This is a genomic window from Streptomyces sp. NBC_00435, assembly GCF_036014235.1.
GTDB lineage: Bacteria > Actinomycetota > Actinomycetes > Streptomycetales > Streptomycetaceae > Streptomyces.
The window spans coordinates 4,606,695-4,625,590 of record NZ_CP107924.1; the positions used below are offsets into that span (position 1 = coordinate 4,606,695).

Here is an 18,896-nt window from a genome sequence, read left to right on the forward strand (position 1 = left end):
ATGGGACGAATCAGCGACCAGACGCGCATCCGCAACGAGGAGTCGATTCGGTCCGCCATGGACCGGATGCTGCGGGGCGACCTGCCGCCGGGCGGCAAGTGCGACCTGAACACCCTCGCGGCCGAGGCCGGTGTGGCTCGGACGGCTTTCTACGCCAAGAAGCACCGCGACGGCACGGCCCGCCCCGGCCCCTACCAGCACTTGGCCGAGGAGTTCGACCGCCGGCTGAAAGCCCTGCGGGAGGCGGGCGAGATCGTGGATCCTCGCCTTGCTCAGATCGAGCGACTCAAAGAGGCCAATACGTCCCTGCAGAAACGTCTGACCAGGCAGGACACCGAGCTTGCCGACCTGACCGAGTTCAAGCAGCGTGCTCTGTCCCGGATCGCGGCTCAGCACCTGGAGATCGAGCGTCTGCGTGAGCTGATGCAGGCCGGAGGCAAGGTCTCGAGCCTGCCGAGGAGGCCGCCCAGCAGCACGATAAGCAGCTGACCGGTGCCGAGCCGACCTGGCGTGTTGAGGGTCAGACCAGTGAGGGCAGGACGCCGCGGGTCCACCGGCCGAGCCAGAACGCGGCAGCTGAGGGCTGGTCCTGCCCTTCGGTGGACCCGTCGTGCAGCAGGTACTCGGTCGGAGCCACGTAGCCCTCGCCGGGGGCCAGGCGTATCCGGATGATGCGGATGGGCCGGCCGCTGGCCACGTAGGCGCGGAAGTCGTCCGTGTGGGGGTAACGCTGGGTGTGGTCGTCGGGGTGAATGGCCCGGCACACGGTCTGGGCGTCGATGGCGCCGAGGATGACGTACCGGGCGCCGGGGCCGAGGTTGAGACAGATCCTGCGGCGCCCGGTGTGCTTGTCTGCGTAGGAGAGTTTGTCCCAGTTGTCGATGTGGAGCCCGAGCAGCCGGCCGACGGTGTAGTTGTCGGTGGTCGTGACCACGTCGGGCTTGGCGAGGGCCTGGCCGAGGTACACCGCGTCCGGGTCGCCCAAGGAGCGTGTGAGGTCTTCGAGTGGGAGCCCGTCCCGGTACGGGGGCCTGACGATCTCGACCAAGGTGCTGTCCAGGGGCCTGCGTGGCGCCGTGACGGTCTTGACGTCCGTATCGGTCATGGGGCGCCACTGGCCGCCGGGAACGACCGCGCCGGGCTCGTAACCGGTTTCCTCGGGGCGGGTGGTGCGGACGCTGGCGACCTCGCAGCGGGCGCGGAGCGCGAGCGGGTCGCCGTAGGCGATGTGCAGGGGCATGGAGGTCCTCCCGGGTCAGTCGTCCCCGATGGTGATGTCGAGTTCGTTCACGAGGGCCTCGGCGAGATGGGCCTGTTGGCCGGGGTCGATGCGGACCTTCGCGAGGTTGGCGACGCCGCGGATCTGCGAGAGGTCGTTCTCGCGCAGGTCGGTGTCCCGGTAGCGGCCGGCGCCGAAGGCGGTGAGCCGGAACTGGCAGTCGGAGAACACCACGTCGGACAGGTCGCAGTCGGTGAACGTGGCCTCGGAGAGGACGCAGCCGATGAAGGCGACGGGGCCGGTGGCGCGGACCTTCTCGAAGGTGGCGTAGTCGAACTTGCAGCCCTCGAACAGGACGTCGTCGAGGACCAGGCCATCCAGGGCGGCGCCCATCAGCTTGGTGTCTCGGATGTGGACGCGGGTCAGCTTGCTCGCGTTCCAGCGGGCTGAGCCGAGGTCGCTGCCGGTGATCTCCACGCCGTGCAGGTTGAGGCTCTCGAACTCGACGCGCTTGGACCGCAGGCCGGTGATGCGGCCGGTGATGAGCTGGGTGTCCGTGAGGTCGAGCGACCTGAGGTCGGCCTCACCGAAGGCGAAGTCCTGGACGGTGCCGCGCGTGCTGTCGAGGGTGTCGACGGCCCGGAGGTACAGGCCGGGCTCGTCCAGCTCGGGGGTGGTGACCGTGACGTGGCCGAACGTGCGGGCGGTCATGGGGGCTCCGTTCTGTGGGGGTGCCGGGGCGGCCCCGCGATGGTGGCGGGACCGCCCCGGCTTGAGCGTGGGCTACTTCTTGCTCCAGTCGTCCCAGGTGGGACGGTTGTCGAAGGCCGGGGTCGGATTGTCCCAGGTCGGCCTGTTGTCGAACGTGGAGATGATCTGGGATCCCGCGGCCTCGAGGAGGGACTGGAATCCCTCGGCCGAGTCCAGCACGAGATCAGTGGCGGTGTTCGCGAGCATGGCGAGCGACTCCTTCGAGTAGGGCGATCTTCGCTGTGGTGCAGTACTTCGTACGGGTGCCGTCCATGCGGCCACCGTGCTCGAAGTACCGGTTCGCGGGGTGTGCACCTCCGCAGAACGCGAAGTAGGGGCAGGCGGTGCGGCAGGCGTCCACTCCGTCGCGGAACTCCGAGATCCAGGGGGTGCGCTGTTCGGCCTCGGTGACCAGGACGTCCAAGCTGTCGCGGAGCACGTTGCCGGTGGTGAAGTCACCGAACCGCTCGTCGGTGAACCCGGCCAGCTCCGGGGAGAGCAGGACGACCCCGCCGTCATGGGCAATGGTGGGAAGCGGGTCCCAAGGGGCCGACCTCTGGGCCGAGTCGGAATGCTGGCCGTGCAGGACGGCGCCGGCGAAATTCATCACCCGTGACACCTCCCGCAGGCGGATGGCTGGGTTGGCCCGCCAGGCGTCGGCCAGCGCGGCCCAGAACTCCACCGCCCGTGCCTGGTCAGCGGGCCGGGTGCCCAGGTTGACGCCCTCCTCCTCTTCCACGTTGACGCCGAGGGTGGTGACGCCCAGCTCGGCGAAGAACTCGTAGAAGCGGGCGGCGTCGGCCGGGTCGGGATCGGAGACGACGGCGATGGCGGAGTACGGGATGTCGCGGTGGCGGAGGCGTTCGATGCCGCGCATGGTGACGCGGAATCCCGGGTGGCCGGCGAGGGTGATCCGGTGGGTGTTCATGTCCTCGGGGCCGTCGATACTGACGCCCACGTGCATGTCGTGCTCCAGCAGGAACTCGCACCAGGCGTCATCGATGAGCGCGGCGTTCGTCTGCACGGAGTGCTTCACGCCCTCGAAGGAGGCCATGAGGGCGGCCAGGTGCTCGCGGCCGGTGGCCAGCGGTTCCCCGCCGTGCCACACGACCTCGAACGCCGGGTCGTCGGCGGCCCATGGGTTGACGGATGCGGCCGCGGCCTCGGCGACGGCAACCGGCATCAGGTGCTTCATCTTCCGGAACGGCAGGTAGCAGTACGTGCAGTCCATGGGCAGGCACTGCGTGGTCGGCTGCATGATCACGGACCGGGGCCTGGTCGCGATCCGTAAGGCGCTGGGCATCGTGCTCCTCTCGGTATGAGCGAGTGGTGCGTGGAAGGGCGCCGGGGGCCGTGGGGGACGGGAACCCCCGGCGCCGTGCTCCGCCCGGCTGCGCGGGAAGGGACGGGCGGAGTGGTGCCCCCGACCTGCGACGTCTGTGAGACCGAGGCCGGGGAGTCCGTAGCCCGGCTAGGCAGGCGGTTCGACGTCCGGCGCGGTGGCCGGAGGGGGTGCGCTCGCCTGGACCAGGTCCAGGACGTGGCCGCTGAGGACAAGGGCAGGACCGCTCAGACCGATGGCGAGGAGAGCGCCGATCATGCCCCAGCCGGGTTCGGGTAAGTGACTCCGGCCGGTCATCGGGGGTCAGCCTGGCGCAGGGCCTGGTGGTCGGGGATCACCCATTCCCGGCCCCCGCCTTCGGGGCGGAGGAACACGGCTTCGGGGATCTTCCTGCGGGTGGCAGGATCTTCCCACTCGCCGATGAACTCGACGATCGCTTCCCGGTCGTTCGCGTCGAGAACGCGGGCCCCCTCGCACAGCCACGAGGGGAGGTTCGTCCGGCTCATCGCGGCTTCCCCTCGCCGGCCGACCCGAGAAAGCGCGCCATACCCCGTTCGGCGCGGGCCTGGAGGGACGGACTCGGGTCCGGGCTGTCGGTCCAGGGCGCGTACTCGGGCCGCTGTCCGGCCGCACCGCCGGGGACGTCCTCAGGAGGCGCCAGGGTGTCGAAGGAGGCGTTCCAGCCCTCCTCGCCCCCGCCCTCGGGGCACAGACGGTAGACCGTGGTGCCGGTGTCCCCGGGGACGTCTATGACCACGCCCGTGCGGGAGGTTGCGGTGTCGTATGCGAGATCGCCGCGCAGGGGCCAGCGGGGGTCAGGATCGTCCGCCTGCTGTCGTACGCGGTCATGGTCAGTGCGACGCGTCGAGGTCATGTAGCGGACCGTATGCAGCCCGCTACACACGAATATGATTCCGTGGAATACCCGCAGATCAGTCCAGCGAAAAACGTCCGGTCATGCCACGCAGCCGCTGGCGCGTGGCGACCCGCTCGGCGTACACGATCTTCCGCAGAGTCGCCCTGGCGACGGGGTGGTTGCGGACGAGCTGAGGGGCGATGCGCTCGGCGGTCTCCAGCTCGGTCAGGGCCTGGTCGCGGTTGCCGTCCCACAGCCATGCGCGGGCGAGGTCCATGTGGTGGTGGCCGAGACGGGAGTTCGGCAGGACCGCGATGTGCGCCGGGTCCGCCTCGCGGTTGAGCCGCAGGGCCTTCGTCTGGTCGCTCATCTCCAGGGCGGCGCTGACGCTGTGGACGATGACGTTGCCGAGGCTGAACGTGACCGAGTGGCGATCGTGGATCTCGGGTCCGACATAGGCGTTGACGCGCTCTCCTGCCGTACGGGCGAGGGCGAGGCGCTCATCCGCCCCCGCACCGTTCCCGCTCCGGGCATAGGAGATCGCCGCCCGCAGATGCAGGGCGCCCCACATGCGCAGGGCGAGCGGGTCCCCGGATTCGTATTCGGACTCGATGCCGGCGAGGGCCTTGTCCCCGAGGGCGAGTGCGTCGGCCCAGTCGGCCGAGGCCCAGGTGTCCCACATCCGCATCCACAGCGCCATCGCAGGCATCACCGGGTCGCCGGAGAGCTGCGCGGACCACGTGGCCCGTTCACAGGCCATGGCGACCAACTCGGGGTGACCGAGCGCATGTGCGGCGGTGTGGGCGAACTTGCAGGCCACCGCGTAGATCGCGTACGCCTCTTCGCGTTCGTGGCCGGCGGACACCTCGGCGAGGGCACGCGCTTCCCTCAGCATGTCCGGCAACTCGCTCAGCACGGCGCCGTTCGCCGCCGCATCACGCAGCCGCAAAAGGCGCTTCATGTCATGCCACAACGCCTCGGACGGGCGCGGGGTGCCGTCGAAGACGGGGGCCAGGTCATAGCGGCGCAGCTCCCGCAGGATGGAGGCCGCGGACACCAGCCACTTGGTCTCGGCACCGCCCCCTGTGTACGGCCGCTCGATCAGGGTGTTCGGGTGACAGTGCAGGGCAGCCGCCACGGCGTTGATCAAACCGGCACGGTCCAGCTCGATCCGGCCCTTCTCCAGCTTGGACACCCAGCCCTGGGTCCGGCCCAGCGCGGCAGCGAGGTCGGCCTGCGTCATCCCGACGGAGAGCCGCTGCCGCCGGACACGCTGCCCGATCCGCTCTTGCTCCTCGATGTACCCGCTCACACCCACCACCCCGATCTGCGACCACACTTCTGACGCGAAGGTACCGCCGAGACGCGGCGAGGGACGGCCTTTGGCCAACGGATCCCAGACAGCGAGCGATTCAGAGCTCCGGCCTCGTTCTTCCCATGATCTACGTCACCTTGATACGGTCCAGTCAGCTCCGAAAGCGACACGATGTCGCGCTTCAGTGAGACACGAGCGGGTGGCCACGACCCCGCCCAAAGCGACACCACCTGCGAGGGACACGCACTTTGTAGAAACAAGCTGGGACCGGGGGGACCGGGTGGTGGTGCCGCCCGCCGCGATGCGCTCGGTGCTGGCCGCCGCCCGCCGAAGTGGCGGGGTCGTCGTGGTCGACCTGCCGCGCCGGGTCGACGAAGCCGTGGCCGAGGTGCTGGCGCAGCTGGACCTGGTGCTGATGGTGGTGCGGGGCGAGCTGCGGGCGGTGGCCGCGGCCGGCCGGGTGGCCGCCGGAGTCCGGATGGTGTCCCGCGACGTCCGCGTGGTCGTACGGGGCCGCGTGCCCGGCGGACTCGACGCGGAAGCCGTCGCCGGACTGCTGGGGGTGCCGCTGGCCGGTGAAGTCCCGGTCGAGGTGGGGCTCCCCGGCCGGGTGGCCGAGGGCGAGCCGCCGGGAGCGCACGGGCGGGGCGCCCTCGCCCGCTTCTGCGACGGCTTCTGGCAGCGCGCGCTCGGCACCGCCCAGGGGGTGACGGCATGAGCGCCGTACTGCTCGACGCGGTGCGCCAGCGGCTCGCCGAGAGCGGGGCGGAGCCCACACCGGCCAGGGTGGCCGCGGCCCTGCGGGCACAGGGCCGGCTGCTGGGCGACACGGAAGTGCTGGGAGTCGCCGCCGAACTGCGCTCCGAGCTGGTCGGCGCGGGACCTCTGGAACCGCTGCTCGCCGACCCCGAGGTCACCGACGTCCTGGTGGCGGCCCCCGACCGGGTGTGGGTGGACCGCGGCGGCGGGCTGGAGCTGACCGGGGTGACCTTCGCCGACCGCGAGGCCGTGCGCAGGCTCGCCCAGCGGCTCGCCTCCGTCGCCGGACGCCGCCTCGACGACGCGCGGCCCTGGGTCGACGCCCGGATGCCGGACGGCACCCGGCTGCATGCCGTACTGCCTCCGGTGGCCGTCGGATCGGCGTACCTCTCCCTGCGGGTGGTACGGCCGCGCGCGTTCACGCTCGAGGAACTGGTGGCGGCGGGGACGCTGCCGCCCGGCGGGCAGCGACTGCTCCGGGACATGGTGGAGGCCCGCCTGTCGTTCCTCGTCTCCGGAGGCACCGGCACCGGCAAGACGACCCTGCTCAGCGCCCTGCTGGGACTGGTCGGCCCCGGGGAGCGGATCGTGCTCGCCGAGGACTCGGCCGAGCTGCGGCCCGACCATCCGCACGTGGTGCGCCTGGAGACCCGGCCGGCCAACCAGGAGGGCGCCGGTCTGGTCACCCTCGCCGACCTGGTCCGCCAGGCACTGCGGATGAGGCCCGACCGCCTCGTCGTCGGGGAGGTCCGGGGAGCCGAGGTCGCGGACCTGCTCGCCGCTCTCAATACGGGCCACGAAGGCGGGTGCCTGGCTCAACCATACATAGACGCGGCTCGCGTTGGCAGGCACGACGAAGCCCCGCCAGCGCCTCGGGGGATGGGCACTGACGGGGCCGTTCTAGCGGGGGGTCCACTTCTCGCGGGTGCCCCCTGAGCACGTGGGGCACTTGACCTTGAACGTGTGGAGGCAGGTGTCACAGCCAGCGAACCCCGCACAGTCGGGACACCACACGGCCCCCGCTCCGCAGCAGTAGCCGCAGAGATCACCCTCGGTCCACAGAGACCAACGAGGTTCCCCGCCGGTCCGCCCCCCGTTCTGGCGTTGGGGTCGGCGTGTGGGTATGAAAGGAGATCGGCGCTGTGGTGGGGCTGTCACAGCCCTTCAGGCGCGCGGTGGGGGTGCTGGGCAATCTGGCGGTTGTAGGCCCTTACGAGGCCCATTGCGCCCCTCTGGCGGGCAACCTCCCGGGCGACGTGCCTACCCGCGCAGGTGCGACACCCCGGGACGGCGACCGGCTCTAATCGATCCACCTTGCCAACGGGAAGCGTCACCGCTTTGACCGCCTGACGAGCCCTTCCGGGTCGGCACAGTCGATGTGCCGGTAGATCACCACGTCAGGACCCGAAGTACGGGGAATGGCACCCCGGCGGCAACGGTCCAGGGTCCCTACCGGCTTCATGCACGAAGGGCACGTCTCGCCCGGCGGCGCAAAGGTCTCGTACTCCCAGAGTCGAGCGTCCGTATCAGTCGTCGCTGCCATGTCTTGCCGTCCCCTCACGTGGTCCGATGACGACCACGCTAGGAATCGACCGGGGCCAACTTCCAGCGAGTTCTACGCTGTTGCACACGACTTCTCAACGCAGCGCGTCGATTGCGGCAGTGACCAGGGTGCGGGCCTCTGCGCCATACGCCGTCATTTTCTGTAGGTCACCCCATGCCTTGACGTACATGCCTACTTCGCCCGGCGCCGTGAGCGTCACCTGTGCCGTCAGCAATTCCACATGCACGCGCTGATCATCGAAAATGTCGAATGTCTCCAAGGTCCACATGCCTCGTTCACGCGCTGCGAAAGGGATGATCCCGAGTGAGACAGCAGGCAGTGACATGACGGATAGCAGGTGCCCCAACTGTCCGGCCATCGTCTCGGGGTCGCCCACCTGGTAGCGCAACACTGCTTCCTCTACCAGCAGCGCGAAGCGGTGTGTTCCTTCATGCAGAACACGGGCGCGGGACATGCGGGCGTCGACTGCTTCCGCCGTGTCGTTGGGGGTGCCATGGAACCGGCTGATGGACGAGAGGAGCGCGGCGGCGTAGGCAGGTGTCTGGAACAGTCCGGGCACAAGGTGGGAGGCGTACCCCCGGTGCAGCTTGGTTCGCTCGTACAGCGGGACACGGGACTCCTGGAGACGGCGCAAGCCGGTTCGCTGGAGGCGCTTCCACTCCAGATACATGGAGTCAGCCGTGCGTGAGGTGGCAACGATGTCCGGGGCCTGGTCGTCAGCACCACACCCAGCGCACCAATCGCGAATGTCCGCGTCCGAGGGCGGTGTGATCGCATTCTCGATGCGGGACACCTTGGACTTGTGCCAGCCGCAGCGAGCCGCCAGCTCATGCCCTTTCAGGCCAGCGTCAAGGCGAACCTCCCGCAGACGTGCCGCGACGGCCTTGCGTGCGTTCTCGACGCTGGAAGACTGATAGCTGGGCATGGGCTGGCGGAGGGCTGACGAGGGTCAGACCGCGAACTCCTCGTGGGGTGTGGAACGGTCCCAAACAGACTCGAACGCGTCGGCGCACATCTTCGTCACTTGTGGGTCGTCGTTCAGCTCGTGGCCCACGAATGCCCCGTCTCCGGCGAAGTGGCCGAAGCGGATAAGACGGTCATCGAACAGCCAGAAGTCCGCCCCGGGCAAAGCGAGCGTGGCAGCCTCAGGACGAGGGAGCCAGCGGATCAACTCACCGGCCCCGACGTTGAGATATGTACCCGCGTGCTCGTACCGGATGTACTCGCTGACCGGCACCGAGACGATGCGGGCACGCCGCATGACAACACCCCGATTCACAGCCTCCTTCACCAGGTCCAGCCACGGGCGGCGGCCCTCTACGGACGCCGGGCTGATCTCGCCAAGCTCTCGCCACCTGGCGAAGTCTTCATCTTCCGAGGCGATGCCGTACGCGTCGCGCAGCTCCAGGTGGACGGCTGACCTCTGGCACCCTGCGATCAGCTCACCGAATGGCGGCACGCTGCTCGGCTTCATCACACGCCTTCCTGATCTGGTCCACCATGCTTACCGGGATGCGTACGACACCCTCGTGGTCGGGGATGCCGCCAACCTTGAGGCATTCCGCTTCCGTGGCCTTATCGGCTTTCACGCCCTGCATGACGAGATCGGCCGACGTGTCGTCTACCCACACACTGGGGCAGTTGTCGCCGTTGCTGTTGGGGTCCTTGCCGAAGAACAGTAGAGCCATGACCTTGCACTCCTGACTAGTCAGTTGCGTCTGGTTGCACGAGCCTCACCCCTACGCGTGAGCCAGCGCAAGAGGGCAACCAGGCAACGGGGTTGAGCCAGTGCGCCGGGCACGAGCTACCCCCGTCGCCAGCCCCAGGGAAGGAGCGGCCACGGGGGCTTGACCGTTGAATCGAAGGCAGGCGGAACCCTTGGAGTGACTGGGCAAACAGCGCCTCAGGCCCGCAGCCGGCCCCGGAGGCAGCCTTTCATTCGTAGGCACGCCTACGTACGGCAAAGCCCCCCACTGCCCAGCGCGGGCAGCAGGGGGCAGGGGTTAAAAGTGCCGGGGGCAGCAGCCGACGGCGAACAGGTCCAACGCGCATGGCACAGAGCCGAGTTCGAGCAGGTACAGCGTGGCGAGTACGGGCCACAAGGGGTGGTGCTCTGGGGTGTCCTGTTCCGCCAACTCGCAGCAGAGGTCGCGGAGTTCGTCACTGGCCACGGCGGTACGCATCCAGAGCCGCGACGGCAGCCGCGCGGGCGGCGTCGATGGGGTCGGCCGAAGCGGCGGGATCGGCTGTCTTCTCGTGTGCCGACAGGGCCGTGTCGAGCTGACCCAGGAAGCGCAAGAGTGGGTGGGCCACGGGTACGCCGGACGAACCGGGGACCGTGACGCCCTCGGCGACGATCTGAGCGGCTACCGCATCCCAGACGGCCCGGAGTGCCGGGTATCGCTCCGCGTCCACTGAGGCGGGCGCAGGGCGGCTCTGGGATGCCGTCACGGTCGCCTTGCGGGCACGTGCTGCCGCCTTGCGGTGAGCATCGCTGCAATACCGGGTGCGCCGGTCAGCGTCGGCAGGAATCGACACATCGCACGGAGCGTGCGCGCACCTTCGTCTCATTGCTTCCCCCTCTTGAGTTAGCGGACAGTCCGGAGAGGCTTGGCCGGGACGGACGCGTTTTTCGTTCTGGAGCTGGGATCGCTGAGCGGCAATGCGGCTGAGCTTTTTACCCGCATATTCCTATGCGCCCGATGGTGTGCCGCCAAGAGGGCGGCAATGCTTGCATTCAATGGCCCAGGAATCCGCGCGCTCATCACGTCGTGCCGACTGGGGCAACCGGTCCTTGAGTCTGTATCCAAAGCGCTGACACAACCGGCAGCGCGCCGGAACCCATGGATTATCGTCTCCGCTGAGCACTGCCCGACCATCGGGCCGCATCCATGCCGGACGCATCCACGACGGCCATTCGCTCAGTTCCTCAGCAGTGCCCGGGATCTCTCGTACCCTGAATGCGATGACTGAACGGCCGTCGCTGAGTTTGTGGGCAGCTGCCCGCTTGCGCCCCCATCCATTTTCGGTGAGGTACCCCCCTATGTCGGCGGGGCACTCCACGCACATACCCGCCCCCAGGGGTGCGCCATCGATGCGCACCCCCAAGAGCAATTCCATGAACATGGTTAGGCGTGCTCAGCGAGATCAGTGCCAACGAGCCAATCCGCCTCGGACTGCGGAACGTGGTACGTCTCGCCGTTCTGGAGAACATGAGCCGGAATGCCGCCATCGGTCGGACCGTAGCTCATGTAACCAATCATGCGAACGGTCACGGTCGGCTCGTCAGTGTTGAAGAAAGACATGAGTAGAACTCCTCTTAGGCGGAAACGGTGATCTTGCAGACGGCGGCAACGTTGGGGACAGCGATAGCAGCGCGAGCGATAGCGCGGACGGCAGTACCGTCCTTAAGGAATCCGAACTGATCGCTGATCTCGAATCCGGCGTCCTTGCGCCACACGGCGAAGATCTGATCTGCTTCGTACGTCAGAATTTCGGCATCCGGCAGGAACGGCGACAGCCACACGGGCACGCCGAGGATGGATCGCTGAATGCCAGTGGTCGGGGAACCGGCAGACTCGCTTAGAAGCGGCTTAAGCGATCCAGTCGCCTCACGTAGCGCCATGAGACCGGCCCACGCCTTCGGAGTCATCACAATGGCCGTAGCCTTCGCGTTCACTGATTCCAGCTTGCCGAATGCCGCAACGAACGGGTCAAGGTCCTTTAGTCCACCCGTAACCGCGTGAGCCTGTATACCAGCCGTCTTGGCAATCCCGACGAACCCCTTACCGCTGCCGGTACCAACCAGAGCCTCACGGTCAAAGCCCAGCGCAACGGACCGCATAAGCGACTTCGCAACCGGGTTCAGGAATGAGGAACCACCATCCTGCACAAGCTCATTGGCGAGCATGTCAGCGGCAGCAATCTTCCTCGGAGTGACCTTGAGCGGATCAGCGCCAAATCCGCCCGTCGGCAGGTCGTCAAGCTCACCGATGAAACCGGCCGTAAAGTCAGAGCGGATAACCGGGAACGAGTACGTCTCGGCGTTCGTCTGCACACGGTTCACACCGGACGCCATAACGACCGACTGAGGGGCCAGTAGATCGACGAACTGAGAGGCAATCTGCTCCGGGCTGAAAGCCTTGGCAGTGCCGGTCGTGGTAATCCCACGGGCCGACTGAATGGAACGGCTCATGAGATCGCCCGGCGTCACTCCGGCACTCTCGCGACCGGGGAAAAGGCTGCGTGTGGTACCCATCTCCTGAAGTGGAGACCTGATGCTTGTGGCCATCTCCTCAGCGGCAGACGCGGCAATGTGGCGCTTGGCGCTGTCGTCGTGTTCCTTGATCTGATCGAGTAGCTTTCCCTCCTCCTTCTGCTCGTTTGGAGTGAGCTTGCGGTTCCGCGCCCCCTCCGCGAGTTCGCGCAGCTTGTTTGTGGCAACTTCCCGCTTTTCCATGGCGACGCGGGCAATCTCGGCATGACTCATCTAAGGCCCCTTGCTGGTCCTCTTGAAGGCGACAGAAAGGCCCGAACCGCGAAAATGGTGGGTCCAGGCCGGCGTGGGGGCTGAGATTGAATCTCGGAAAGCCCCTCACTTGTATTAGTAAGTGTCTACGCGGCCTTAATCTCGGCGCGCTTCCTGGTGGCCCACTCGCGCTTGCGCTGCCGATTGCGCACCGCCCGGCATTCGTCCGAGCACATCAGCGGCCAACGGCGCTTCTGCCCCTCCGGGCGCTTCTGTTCATACGTCTCGCCGCACACTTCGCATTCACCCGTGAACACCTTCACTCCGTCCACCACACGGATGGTTCCGCCCTTCGTCACCCAGGACATGGGGCGGGCCTCACGGCGCCGGATGACCAGCCGGGAACGGAGCACGTCTGCGCGAAGAGAGGGCGGGAACTCCCACAGAGGCCGGAACGGATCGGCTGTCAGCCGGTAGCTGCCACGGGCGAAGCCAGCGCGCACGTCCACGGGGCCGTTCTCGCCCTGCATGTACCGTGCCGTGTCCCACTGCATCCATGCCTGAACAACTTCCGGTGCCATGTGCTCCGTGAGTTCGTCGGGGGTTCCAACGAGCCCGTCAATCTCCTTCGCTGTCAGGTCAGTTGGGTTGTAGTACACGGGAAATCTCCTGTCTCAGGACATAGAAAAGCCCCGGTTGAAATAGCCGGGGCAGTAGCGCACGTGGGGTATTGGTTGGGTCACCGCGTCACGGGACGTGGAGGTCAGGCGGCCTTGCGCTTGCGGTGCTCTGCCGTCTTGCACCGGTTGGAACAGAAGCGACGCGGGCGGCCACGGCCCGACCATCCAGCGGGCTCACCGCAGTGAGCGCAGACGGCTTCCTTGCGCTCTGCCTCTGCAATCCACTTGGCATCCTCCAAGTCGTCCTGCGCGTCCTGGCAGTGGCGCTCCGCCTCGCCTTCGTAGTCGCAGAACTTCTTGAGCGGGTGGGTTGCCTCGAAAGGCTCGCCGCACAGCGGGCATGTCATCCACACGCGGGGTGTACGGGGCTTCTTGCTGTCCCGGTACCGGGCTTGTCGGCAGGCAGCGGAGCAGTAGCGCTCCTGCCGCCCGGTCAGCGGCTCGCCGCAATGCTGGCACTCATCGGTACGGTTGTCGTTGTCGTAGTAGCCCAAGAGGGCACCCCCTGTTACTTAAGTCCGTGAGACGAAACAGTTGACGGCAGTAACGGCTATAGCTTTAGTTGTGAGTTTCTTAGAGCTAAATGAAATACTGTTACTCGTCACTGAAATTAGTAACAATCATTCTTTGGAGTCTCGCTCCTCCCGCTGACGGGCTGCCCTGTAGGCGGCCCGGTCCCGGCACCGCTTCGAGCAGTACCGGGCAGGGCGCCCCACGCCGCCGTATTCGACCGTGCGCCCACACTCAGGCCCCGCGCACGGCTCACCCGCGCACAGGCTCTCGGCGACCCCCAGCGCGTTCGCTACGAGCCTGTGCAGCCTCTGCGTCCGCTCATCGCCGCCACGGACGCTTTCCCATGCGGTGGCTTCGGCCTCCTGTAGCGTGCTGAGCAGTCCGGTGAATCTCGGCGTATCCATTTGGCCCCTTCGTTGATATCCGGTGTAAGTAGCTGTGAGGCCCGTCGAGTTCTGCCGTGATTCGCCGGGCTCAAGCAAGGTCTAGTGACGCGAAAGACCCATGGCACCCCCACTAGGGTGGGAGGGATTCCGCAGGCCACGACGAAGCCCCGCCAGTCGCCGGGACCAGCGGGGCTTGTTCAGGTTTCAGGCGTCCTTATGCGGCCTTGTCGTGCATGCTCTCTACGGCAGCGATGGCGGCAAGTTCCGCTGCCGCTGGGTTGTCGCGGAACCATGCCGGGCCCTCGAATGCAACAGTCGTCCGGCTATCGCTGAATCGGCGCTCAGCGGTCTTTGGCAGCGGAGCCACGGTTGCCACTGCGCCGAACTCCCGAAGCATGGCGTTGCGGCCCTCGGTGTCTCGTGCGTTCCACTCATCAGAAAGGGTCTGTCCCGTGCGGACCCATTCCGTCCGAGTGGGGACGGCATCGGCCAGTAGCAGCGTCGCTAGCTTCTCTTCGAGCGCGGATATTTGCCCGATGACGGTTTGAGCGGACCGACCCCCAGCGGGCAGCGCAGCAAGATTTCCACTCAGATTGTCTAGAGCCTCTTCGGTCTCGTGTATTTCACGACTGACGTCATGGCCCCCGGTAGTGACCTCGATCATGAGACCGAAGCGCCCGAAGCGCTTGAGGAATTCGGCTTCCACCTGCCCATCAAGGCCGCTGGCCTGGATGATGTTCGACGGGTGGATGCCGATCTTGCCGACGCCGTTCTTACAGACGTATGTCGAGTAGTCGGCACCCTGCACCAAACGCTTCTGGTGGTACATCGGGCCGGAGCATTCCGAGCACGCAGCGACGTGCAACAACAACGCCTTGCCTGTACGGGACTTGCCCCTGCCGACTGCGCGTCGGTCAGTGACCTCCCGCACTGTGGTCCAGGTATCGGCGTCCAAGAGTTCCGGGCCGACACGGTGCGGCTCTCCCTTGGCATCCAGTACAGGGAGGAGGGTTAGGGCGCTGCGGGGCTTTCCCGGTGCGGCCTGTACGAGAAACCCACGGGCGGCGGGGCTGATCATTACGTCGCGGAGGGTGCTCGTGCTCCACTTGGTCCCGCGTGTCTTCCTGCCGCCTCGCTGCCGGGCATAGTCGGCAGGAGAAGGGACACCACGGGCGTTGAGATCGTTCATAAGGCCAGTCATTGAGGCCCCGTGCTTGATCAGCTTTTCGGCGCAGTCACGGACGATGGCTGCCGCTTCCGGGTCTATGTCGAGATAAGTGCCGCCGTCTCGTTTGATCAGCTTGTAGCCGTACGGTGCAGCCCCGCCAAGCCAGCGCCCCACGCTTCGGAGGTGCTTCTTCGATGCTGTGATTCTGGCCTTGATCACGTCGCGCTCGTACTCCGCGAAGCTGGACAGCAGGTTGACCATGAACCGCGAGGTGTCGGGATTGAGCGCCCCATCGGCGGTGATCAGAGTTGCATCAGAGCCGTCGGCAGCGCGGAGCAAGCGGGAGAACTCAAGAACACTGCGGGCGTAGCGGTCCAGCTTGGCGGCCAACACGAAGTCGGCTTCATCCAGCGCAGCAAGCACCTTCGCCATGCCCTCACGGGCTTCGAGGCGGGACGCGCCGGACACGTCCACGTCTTCAGCGATGAACAGGACTCGCCACCCTTGCTGAGCGGCGTACGCCTCGCACGTTGCCGTCTGGGATGCGACGGAGGTGGAGGTGTCGGAGTCGCGAGACAAGCGGATGTAGATGATGACTGTTTTGGGCTTCACGTTGGCCTCTAGGGAGTCGATCCCGCGTGGAGCACCACGCGTTCTACCGCTCCTAGGGCGTGAGGGATTCCCACGGACGGGAGGAACCCTGCCGCTCTAAGTGGAAGATGCGTGAAGTGCCACGGGAGACACCCGGGCGGGTGCGGCACGGTCCATGCCAATGCCGCCGCACACGTACCGGCCCGGCTGGAAGCCCTGGGGACGGCCGCCGGGCTCGACCGGGCGGCCCTGCACAGCCAGTTGGCGGCCGCCCTGACCCTGGTGGTCCACCTCGTACGGGACCGGGCCGGCCGGCGCCGGGTCGCCGAGGTGCACGTGCTGGAGCGGGATCCCGCCGGTCTCGTGGTCACCGTGCCCGCACTGCGCTGGGCCGCGCGGGGATTCGTACGGGAGCGGGGCTGGGAGCGGCTGCGCCCGCTGCTCGGAGGTGTCCGGTGAGCGCCGCGGCGGTGGTGCCCGTACCGGTGTTCGCCGGGATGCTGTGCGCCGGGGCGGCCGCCTGGTCGCTGGCCGGGGGCGACCGGGTGTCCCGGCGGGCCAGGGTGCTGCTGGCCGGGGCGGGCCCGGTGGTACCGGCCGGGCCGGTGCGCTGGGAGCGGCTGGTGATCGCCTTCCGGATCCGGGCCGCGCACCGCCGGGAGTGGATCTGCCTCGGGGCGGGGCTGGTGCTCGCGCTGCTGGGCGGGTCGGTGATCCCGCTGCTGGCGGGGGCGGCGGCGCTGCCGCTGGTGCGCCGGTGGCTGCGGGCCCGGGAGCGGGCGCGGTCCCGGGCGGCGCGGGCCGCCGAAGTGGTGGCGCTGTGCGGCGCGGTGGTGGGCGAGCTGCGTGCCGGAGCCCAGCCCGGCCAGGCACTGACAGCGGCCATGCGCCGCACGGTGTCGGGCCCCGGCGGGCCGGGAGCCGCGGAGGCGGGGGTGCTGGCGGCGGCGGCCTTCGGCGGGGACGTGGCCGGTGCGCTGCGACTGGCGGCCCGGGAGCCCGGCGCGGAAGGGCTGGCCGCGATGGCGGCCTGCTGGCGGGTCTCGGTCGACGGGGGCGCGGGGCTGGCCGCCGGACTGGACCGTCTGGAAGGGGCGTTGCGGGCCGAGCGGGACCGGGAGGAGTCGCTGCGCGCCCAGCTGGCGGGAGCCCGATCGACCACGGGGGTGCTGGCCCTGCTGCCCGGGGTCGGCCTGCTGATCGGTACCGGACTGGGGGCCGATCCGCTGCGGGTGCTCCTGCACAGCCCGGTGGGGTGGGGCTGCCTGTTGGCCGGCGGGGTGCTGGAGGCCCTGGGGCTGCTGTGGTGCCGGCGGATCGTCCGGGTGGGGGAGCGATGACGGCGGGCTTCGCGATCCACAGGCTGGGGATGGCGCTGTGCCTCGCGGCGGTGGCGCTGTGCGCTGCGTCGGCGGTGGCGGCGCGATTCCGGGAGCGGGCGGCCCGGCGCCGGCTCACGGGACTGCTCGCGGTCGAAGAGGCACCCCGGCGACCGCTGTTCGGGCCCCGGGTGCGGGGAGCGTTGGCGGCCGGGGCCGGGCCCACCGGGGCCCTGGCCGCGGTCTGGGTGCTGATCGGCGGCCCCGCGGGTGCGGTGGCAGGCTGCGCGGCGGCCCTCGCCGTCCGGTGGTGGCTCGCACGGCCTCGGCCGGCCACCGGGGTGGACCCGGCCGAGGTGGAGCGCCAGCTCCCCTTCGCCGCCGACCTGCTGGCCGCGTGCCTGGCGGCCGGAGCCGGGCCGGTGGACGCCGCCGAGGTGGTGGGGGAGTCGCTGGGCGGCCCGGTGGGCGAGCGGCTCACCAAGGCCGGGGCGGAGCTGCGGCTCGGCGGTGAACCGGGCGCCGCGTGGGGGAGGTTGGCGGAGATACCGGGCGCCCGCGCGCTGGCCGAATGCCTGGAGCGCTCCGCCCGCACGGGGGCGCCCGCCGCCGAACCGGTCTCCCGCATCGCGGCCACGCTCCGGGCGGACCGCGCTCGGCGGGCGGGAGCCAGGGCGCAGCGGGCGGCGGTCCTCGTCACCGCGCCGGTGGGTCTGTGTTTCCTCCCCGCTTTCCTCGCGCTGGGAGTGGCACCGGTGGTGATCGGAATGGCTTCCGGTCTTCTGTCCGGCACCTGAAATGGCTGCCCGAAATCACCTTCGGGGCGAGCCGTCTGAGATCACGTCAAAAAGCTGAATCAACAGGAGGTTGTCATGAGGATCATCTGGTTTCGTGTGCGGGCGGCGCTGAGGGGTCGTGCGGGCGACGCGGGAATGTCCACTTCGGAATACGCCATGGGCACGATCGCGGCGTGTGCGTTCGCGGCCGTTCTGTACAAGGTGGTCACGAGTGAAGTGGTCTCGACGGCACTTCAGTCGACCATCGGGAAGGCACTCGATGCGCCGTTCTGACCGGGGATATGTGACGGCGGAGGCGGCAGTGGTGATTCCGGCGCTGGTGCTGTTCGCGGCGCTGCTGGTGTGGGCGCTGATGGCCGCCGCCGCCCAGATCCGGTGTGTGGACGCCGCCCGGGCCGGTGCCCGGGCGGCGGCCCGGTCCGAGCCGGCGGAAGCGGCGGTGGAGGCGGCCGAGGCGGCCGCTCCGGCGGGGGCGCGGGTGGACCTGTCGCGGACGGGCGACCTCTGGCAGGTCCGCGTATCGGCCCCCGCCCCGGGCCCGGCCGCCCTGCCGATCCGCCTCACGGCTGCGGCGTCCGCCCTGGCCGAGGACACCGTGGGACCACCGCCATGACCCGGGCGGAGGACCGGGGCCGGGACACGTGCCGGGTGCGGGTGCGGGGCCGGGAGCATGGGGGTGGGCGGGAGCGGGGGTCGGCCACGGTCTGGGGTGTTGTGGTGGCGACCGTGCTGGTGGCGGTGTTCGGCGGGGTGCTCCTGCTCGGGCAGGCGGTGGTGGCCCGCCACCGGGCCGCGGCGGCGGCCGACCTGGCCGCCCTCGCGGCGGCCGTGAGCTGGTCCCACGGCCCGGAGGCCGCCTGTGCCGCGGCGGCACGGGTGGCGGTGGCGCAGGGTGCGCGGATCGTCGGGTGTGAGGTGACGGGCGAGGTCGTGGAGGTCACGGCCCGCGCACCGACGGGCCCGTTCGGCCCGCCCGTGCGTTCCCGCGCGGGCCCGCCGCAGGCCGGTGAGCGCCGATGACGGCCCGGCCGGCCCGGGTCGGCCCCGCGCCCCCCGAGGCGTCGACATTCAGCCATTCGGTGGGAGGCCCATGTTTGGGTTCCGGGCCCGCGGCCCGGGCACGGCCCCGATCGGGTTCCGTCGGCGGCGCGCCCGGCCGGTCCGCCGCC

Annotated in this window: 23 protein-coding genes and 2 pseudogenes; 9 read left to right on the forward strand and 16 right to left on the reverse strand. The window is 68.8% G+C overall.

The genetic code is table 11. From position 1 onward, the window contains the following. Positions 1-489, forward strand: a complete 489-nt coding sequence (locus OG389_RS21175; RefSeq protein ID WP_328300039.1) for a hypothetical protein — start codon at positions 1-3, stop codon at positions 487-489. A 31-nt stretch (positions 490-520) separates the two neighbouring features. On the opposite strand, the gene OG389_RS21180 is transcribed toward OG389_RS21175, so the two are convergent. From OG389_RS21180 to OG389_RS21215, 8 genes are all read right to left on the reverse strand, one after another. Next, positions 521-1,240, reverse strand: a complete 720-nt coding sequence (locus OG389_RS21180) for a hypothetical protein (protein ID WP_328300040.1) — start codon at positions 1,238-1,240, stop codon at positions 521-523. A gap of 15 nt (positions 1,241-1,255) precedes the next feature. Then, the gene (locus OG389_RS21185) at positions 1,256-1,930 is read right to left on the reverse strand and encodes a pentapeptide repeat-containing protein (RefSeq protein ID WP_328300041.1); all 675 of its coding nucleotides are present in this window, start codon (positions 1,928-1,930) and stop codon (positions 1,256-1,258) included. Between the two features lie 72 nt (positions 1,931-2,002). After that, positions 2,003-2,176: a multiple cyclophane-containing RiPP AmcA gene (amcA, locus tag OG389_RS21190; protein WP_328300042.1), complete on the reverse strand. Its 174-nt coding sequence runs from the start codon at positions 2,174-2,176 to the stop codon at positions 2,003-2,005. Continuing rightward, a complete protein-coding gene (gene amcB / locus OG389_RS21195) occupies positions 2,154-3,272 on the reverse strand; it encodes a cyclophane-forming radical SAM peptide maturase AmcB (RefSeq protein WP_328300043.1) in 1,119 nt (372 codons plus the stop codon). The genes amcA and amcB overlap by 23 nt, the downstream gene beginning before the upstream one ends. A 168-nt stretch (positions 3,273-3,440) precedes the next feature. Next, the gene (locus OG389_RS21200; RefSeq protein ID WP_328300044.1) at positions 3,441-3,608 is read right to left on the reverse strand and encodes a hypothetical protein; all 168 of its coding nucleotides are present in this window, start codon (positions 3,606-3,608) and stop codon (positions 3,441-3,443) included. After that, complete coding sequence (locus OG389_RS21205) at positions 3,605-3,817, reverse strand: hypothetical protein (protein ID WP_328300045.1); 213 nt, start codon at positions 3,815-3,817, stop codon at positions 3,605-3,607. Before OG389_RS21205 ends, OG389_RS21200 begins: the two co-directional genes overlap by 4 nt. Further along, on the reverse strand, positions 3,814-4,185 hold the full coding sequence (locus tag OG389_RS21210; protein WP_328300046.1) for a hypothetical protein: 372 nt from the start codon (positions 4,183-4,185) through the stop codon (positions 3,814-3,816). Before OG389_RS21210 ends, OG389_RS21205 begins: the two co-directional genes overlap by 4 nt. 58 nt (positions 4,186-4,243) lie before the next feature. Continuing rightward, positions 4,244-5,479, reverse strand: a complete 1,236-nt coding sequence (locus OG389_RS21215) for a helix-turn-helix domain-containing protein (protein ID WP_328300047.1) — start codon at positions 5,477-5,479, stop codon at positions 4,244-4,246. Positions 5,480-5,741: 262 nt separating this feature from the next. On the opposite strand from OG389_RS21215, the pseudogene OG389_RS21220 reads away from it, so the two are divergent. Further along, positions 5,742-6,200: pseudogene (locus OG389_RS21220) on the forward strand (septum site-determining protein Ssd); the annotation flags it as partial. Then, on the forward strand, positions 6,197-7,177 hold the full coding sequence (locus OG389_RS21225; RefSeq protein ID WP_328300048.1) for a TadA family conjugal transfer-associated ATPase: 981 nt from the start codon (positions 6,197-6,199) through the stop codon (positions 7,175-7,177). The pseudogene OG389_RS21220 and the gene OG389_RS21225, both read left to right, overlap by 4 nt. Before the next feature lie 701 nt (positions 7,178-7,878). Here the strand turns inward: OG389_RS21225 and OG389_RS21230 are convergent. The 8 genes from OG389_RS21230 to OG389_RS21265 form a co-directional block, all read right to left on the reverse strand. Then, complete coding sequence (locus OG389_RS21230; RefSeq protein WP_328300049.1) at positions 7,879-8,730, reverse strand: helix-turn-helix domain-containing protein; 852 nt, start codon at positions 8,728-8,730, stop codon at positions 7,879-7,881. 24 nt (positions 8,731-8,754) lie between these two features. Beyond that, entirely contained in the window at positions 8,755-9,279 is a 525-nt protein-coding gene (locus OG389_RS21235) for a DUF6879 family protein (protein ID WP_328300050.1), read from the reverse strand. Continuing rightward, positions 9,248-9,493 (reverse strand): hypothetical protein, encoded by a 246-nt coding sequence (locus OG389_RS21240; protein ID WP_328300051.1) that lies wholly within the window; start codon positions 9,491-9,493, stop codon positions 9,248-9,250. Before OG389_RS21240 ends, OG389_RS21235 begins: the two co-directional genes overlap by 32 nt. Positions 9,494-10,933: 1,440 nt before the next feature. Beyond that, complete coding sequence (locus tag OG389_RS21245; protein WP_328300052.1) at positions 10,934-11,110, reverse strand: hypothetical protein; 177 nt, start codon at positions 11,108-11,110, stop codon at positions 10,934-10,936. 14 nt (positions 11,111-11,124) lie between these two features. Next, positions 11,125-12,294 carry a phage major capsid protein gene (locus OG389_RS21250; protein ID WP_328300053.1) on the reverse strand — a complete coding sequence of 390 codons (1,170 nt, stop codon included), beginning with the start codon at positions 12,292-12,294 and terminating at the stop codon, positions 11,125-11,127. Positions 12,295-12,419: 125 nt separating this feature from the next. Further along, complete coding sequence (locus OG389_RS21255) at positions 12,420-12,932, reverse strand: hypothetical protein (RefSeq protein ID WP_328300054.1); 513 nt, start codon at positions 12,930-12,932, stop codon at positions 12,420-12,422. Positions 12,933-13,036: 104 nt separating this feature from the next. Next, positions 13,037-13,447 (reverse strand): hypothetical protein, encoded by a 411-nt coding sequence (locus tag OG389_RS21260; protein ID WP_328300055.1) that lies wholly within the window; start codon positions 13,445-13,447, stop codon positions 13,037-13,039. 619 nt (positions 13,448-14,066) lie between these two features. Continuing rightward, the gene (locus OG389_RS21265; RefSeq protein ID WP_328300056.1) at positions 14,067-15,632 is read right to left on the reverse strand and encodes a recombinase family protein; all 1,566 of its coding nucleotides are present in this window, start codon (positions 15,630-15,632) and stop codon (positions 14,067-14,069) included. 129 nt (positions 15,633-15,761) lie between these two features. Here OG389_RS21265 and OG389_RS21270 point away from each other — a divergent pair. The 6 genes and pseudogenes from OG389_RS21270 to OG389_RS21295 all read left to right on the forward strand — a co-directional run. Beyond that, positions 15,762-16,070 (forward strand): annotated as a pseudogene (locus OG389_RS21270) (TadA family conjugal transfer-associated ATPase); the annotation flags it as partial. A 38-nt stretch (positions 16,071-16,108) separates the two neighbouring features. Then, positions 16,109-16,951: a type II secretion system F family protein gene (locus OG389_RS21275; RefSeq protein WP_328303958.1), complete on the forward strand. Its 843-nt coding sequence runs from the start codon at positions 16,109-16,111 to the stop codon at positions 16,949-16,951. Then, positions 16,948-17,727: a type II secretion system F family protein gene (locus OG389_RS21280; protein ID WP_328300057.1), complete on the forward strand. Its 780-nt coding sequence runs from the start codon at positions 16,948-16,950 to the stop codon at positions 17,725-17,727. Before OG389_RS21275 ends, OG389_RS21280 begins: the two co-directional genes overlap by 4 nt. A gap of 75 nt (positions 17,728-17,802) precedes the next feature. Continuing rightward, positions 17,803-18,000, forward strand: a complete 198-nt coding sequence (locus OG389_RS21285) for a DUF4244 domain-containing protein (protein WP_112447489.1) — start codon at positions 17,803-17,805, stop codon at positions 17,998-18,000. Beyond that, entirely contained in the window at positions 17,987-18,340 is a 354-nt protein-coding gene (locus tag OG389_RS21290; protein ID WP_328300058.1) for a TadE family type IV pilus minor pilin, read from the forward strand. Before OG389_RS21285 ends, OG389_RS21290 begins: the two co-directional genes overlap by 14 nt. A gap of 104 nt (positions 18,341-18,444) precedes the next feature. Further along, the gene (locus tag OG389_RS21295; protein ID WP_443059317.1) at positions 18,445-18,747 is read left to right on the forward strand and encodes an Rv3654c family TadE-like protein; all 303 of its coding nucleotides are present in this window, start codon (positions 18,445-18,447) and stop codon (positions 18,745-18,747) included. Positions 18,748-18,896 lie beyond the last annotated feature (149 nt).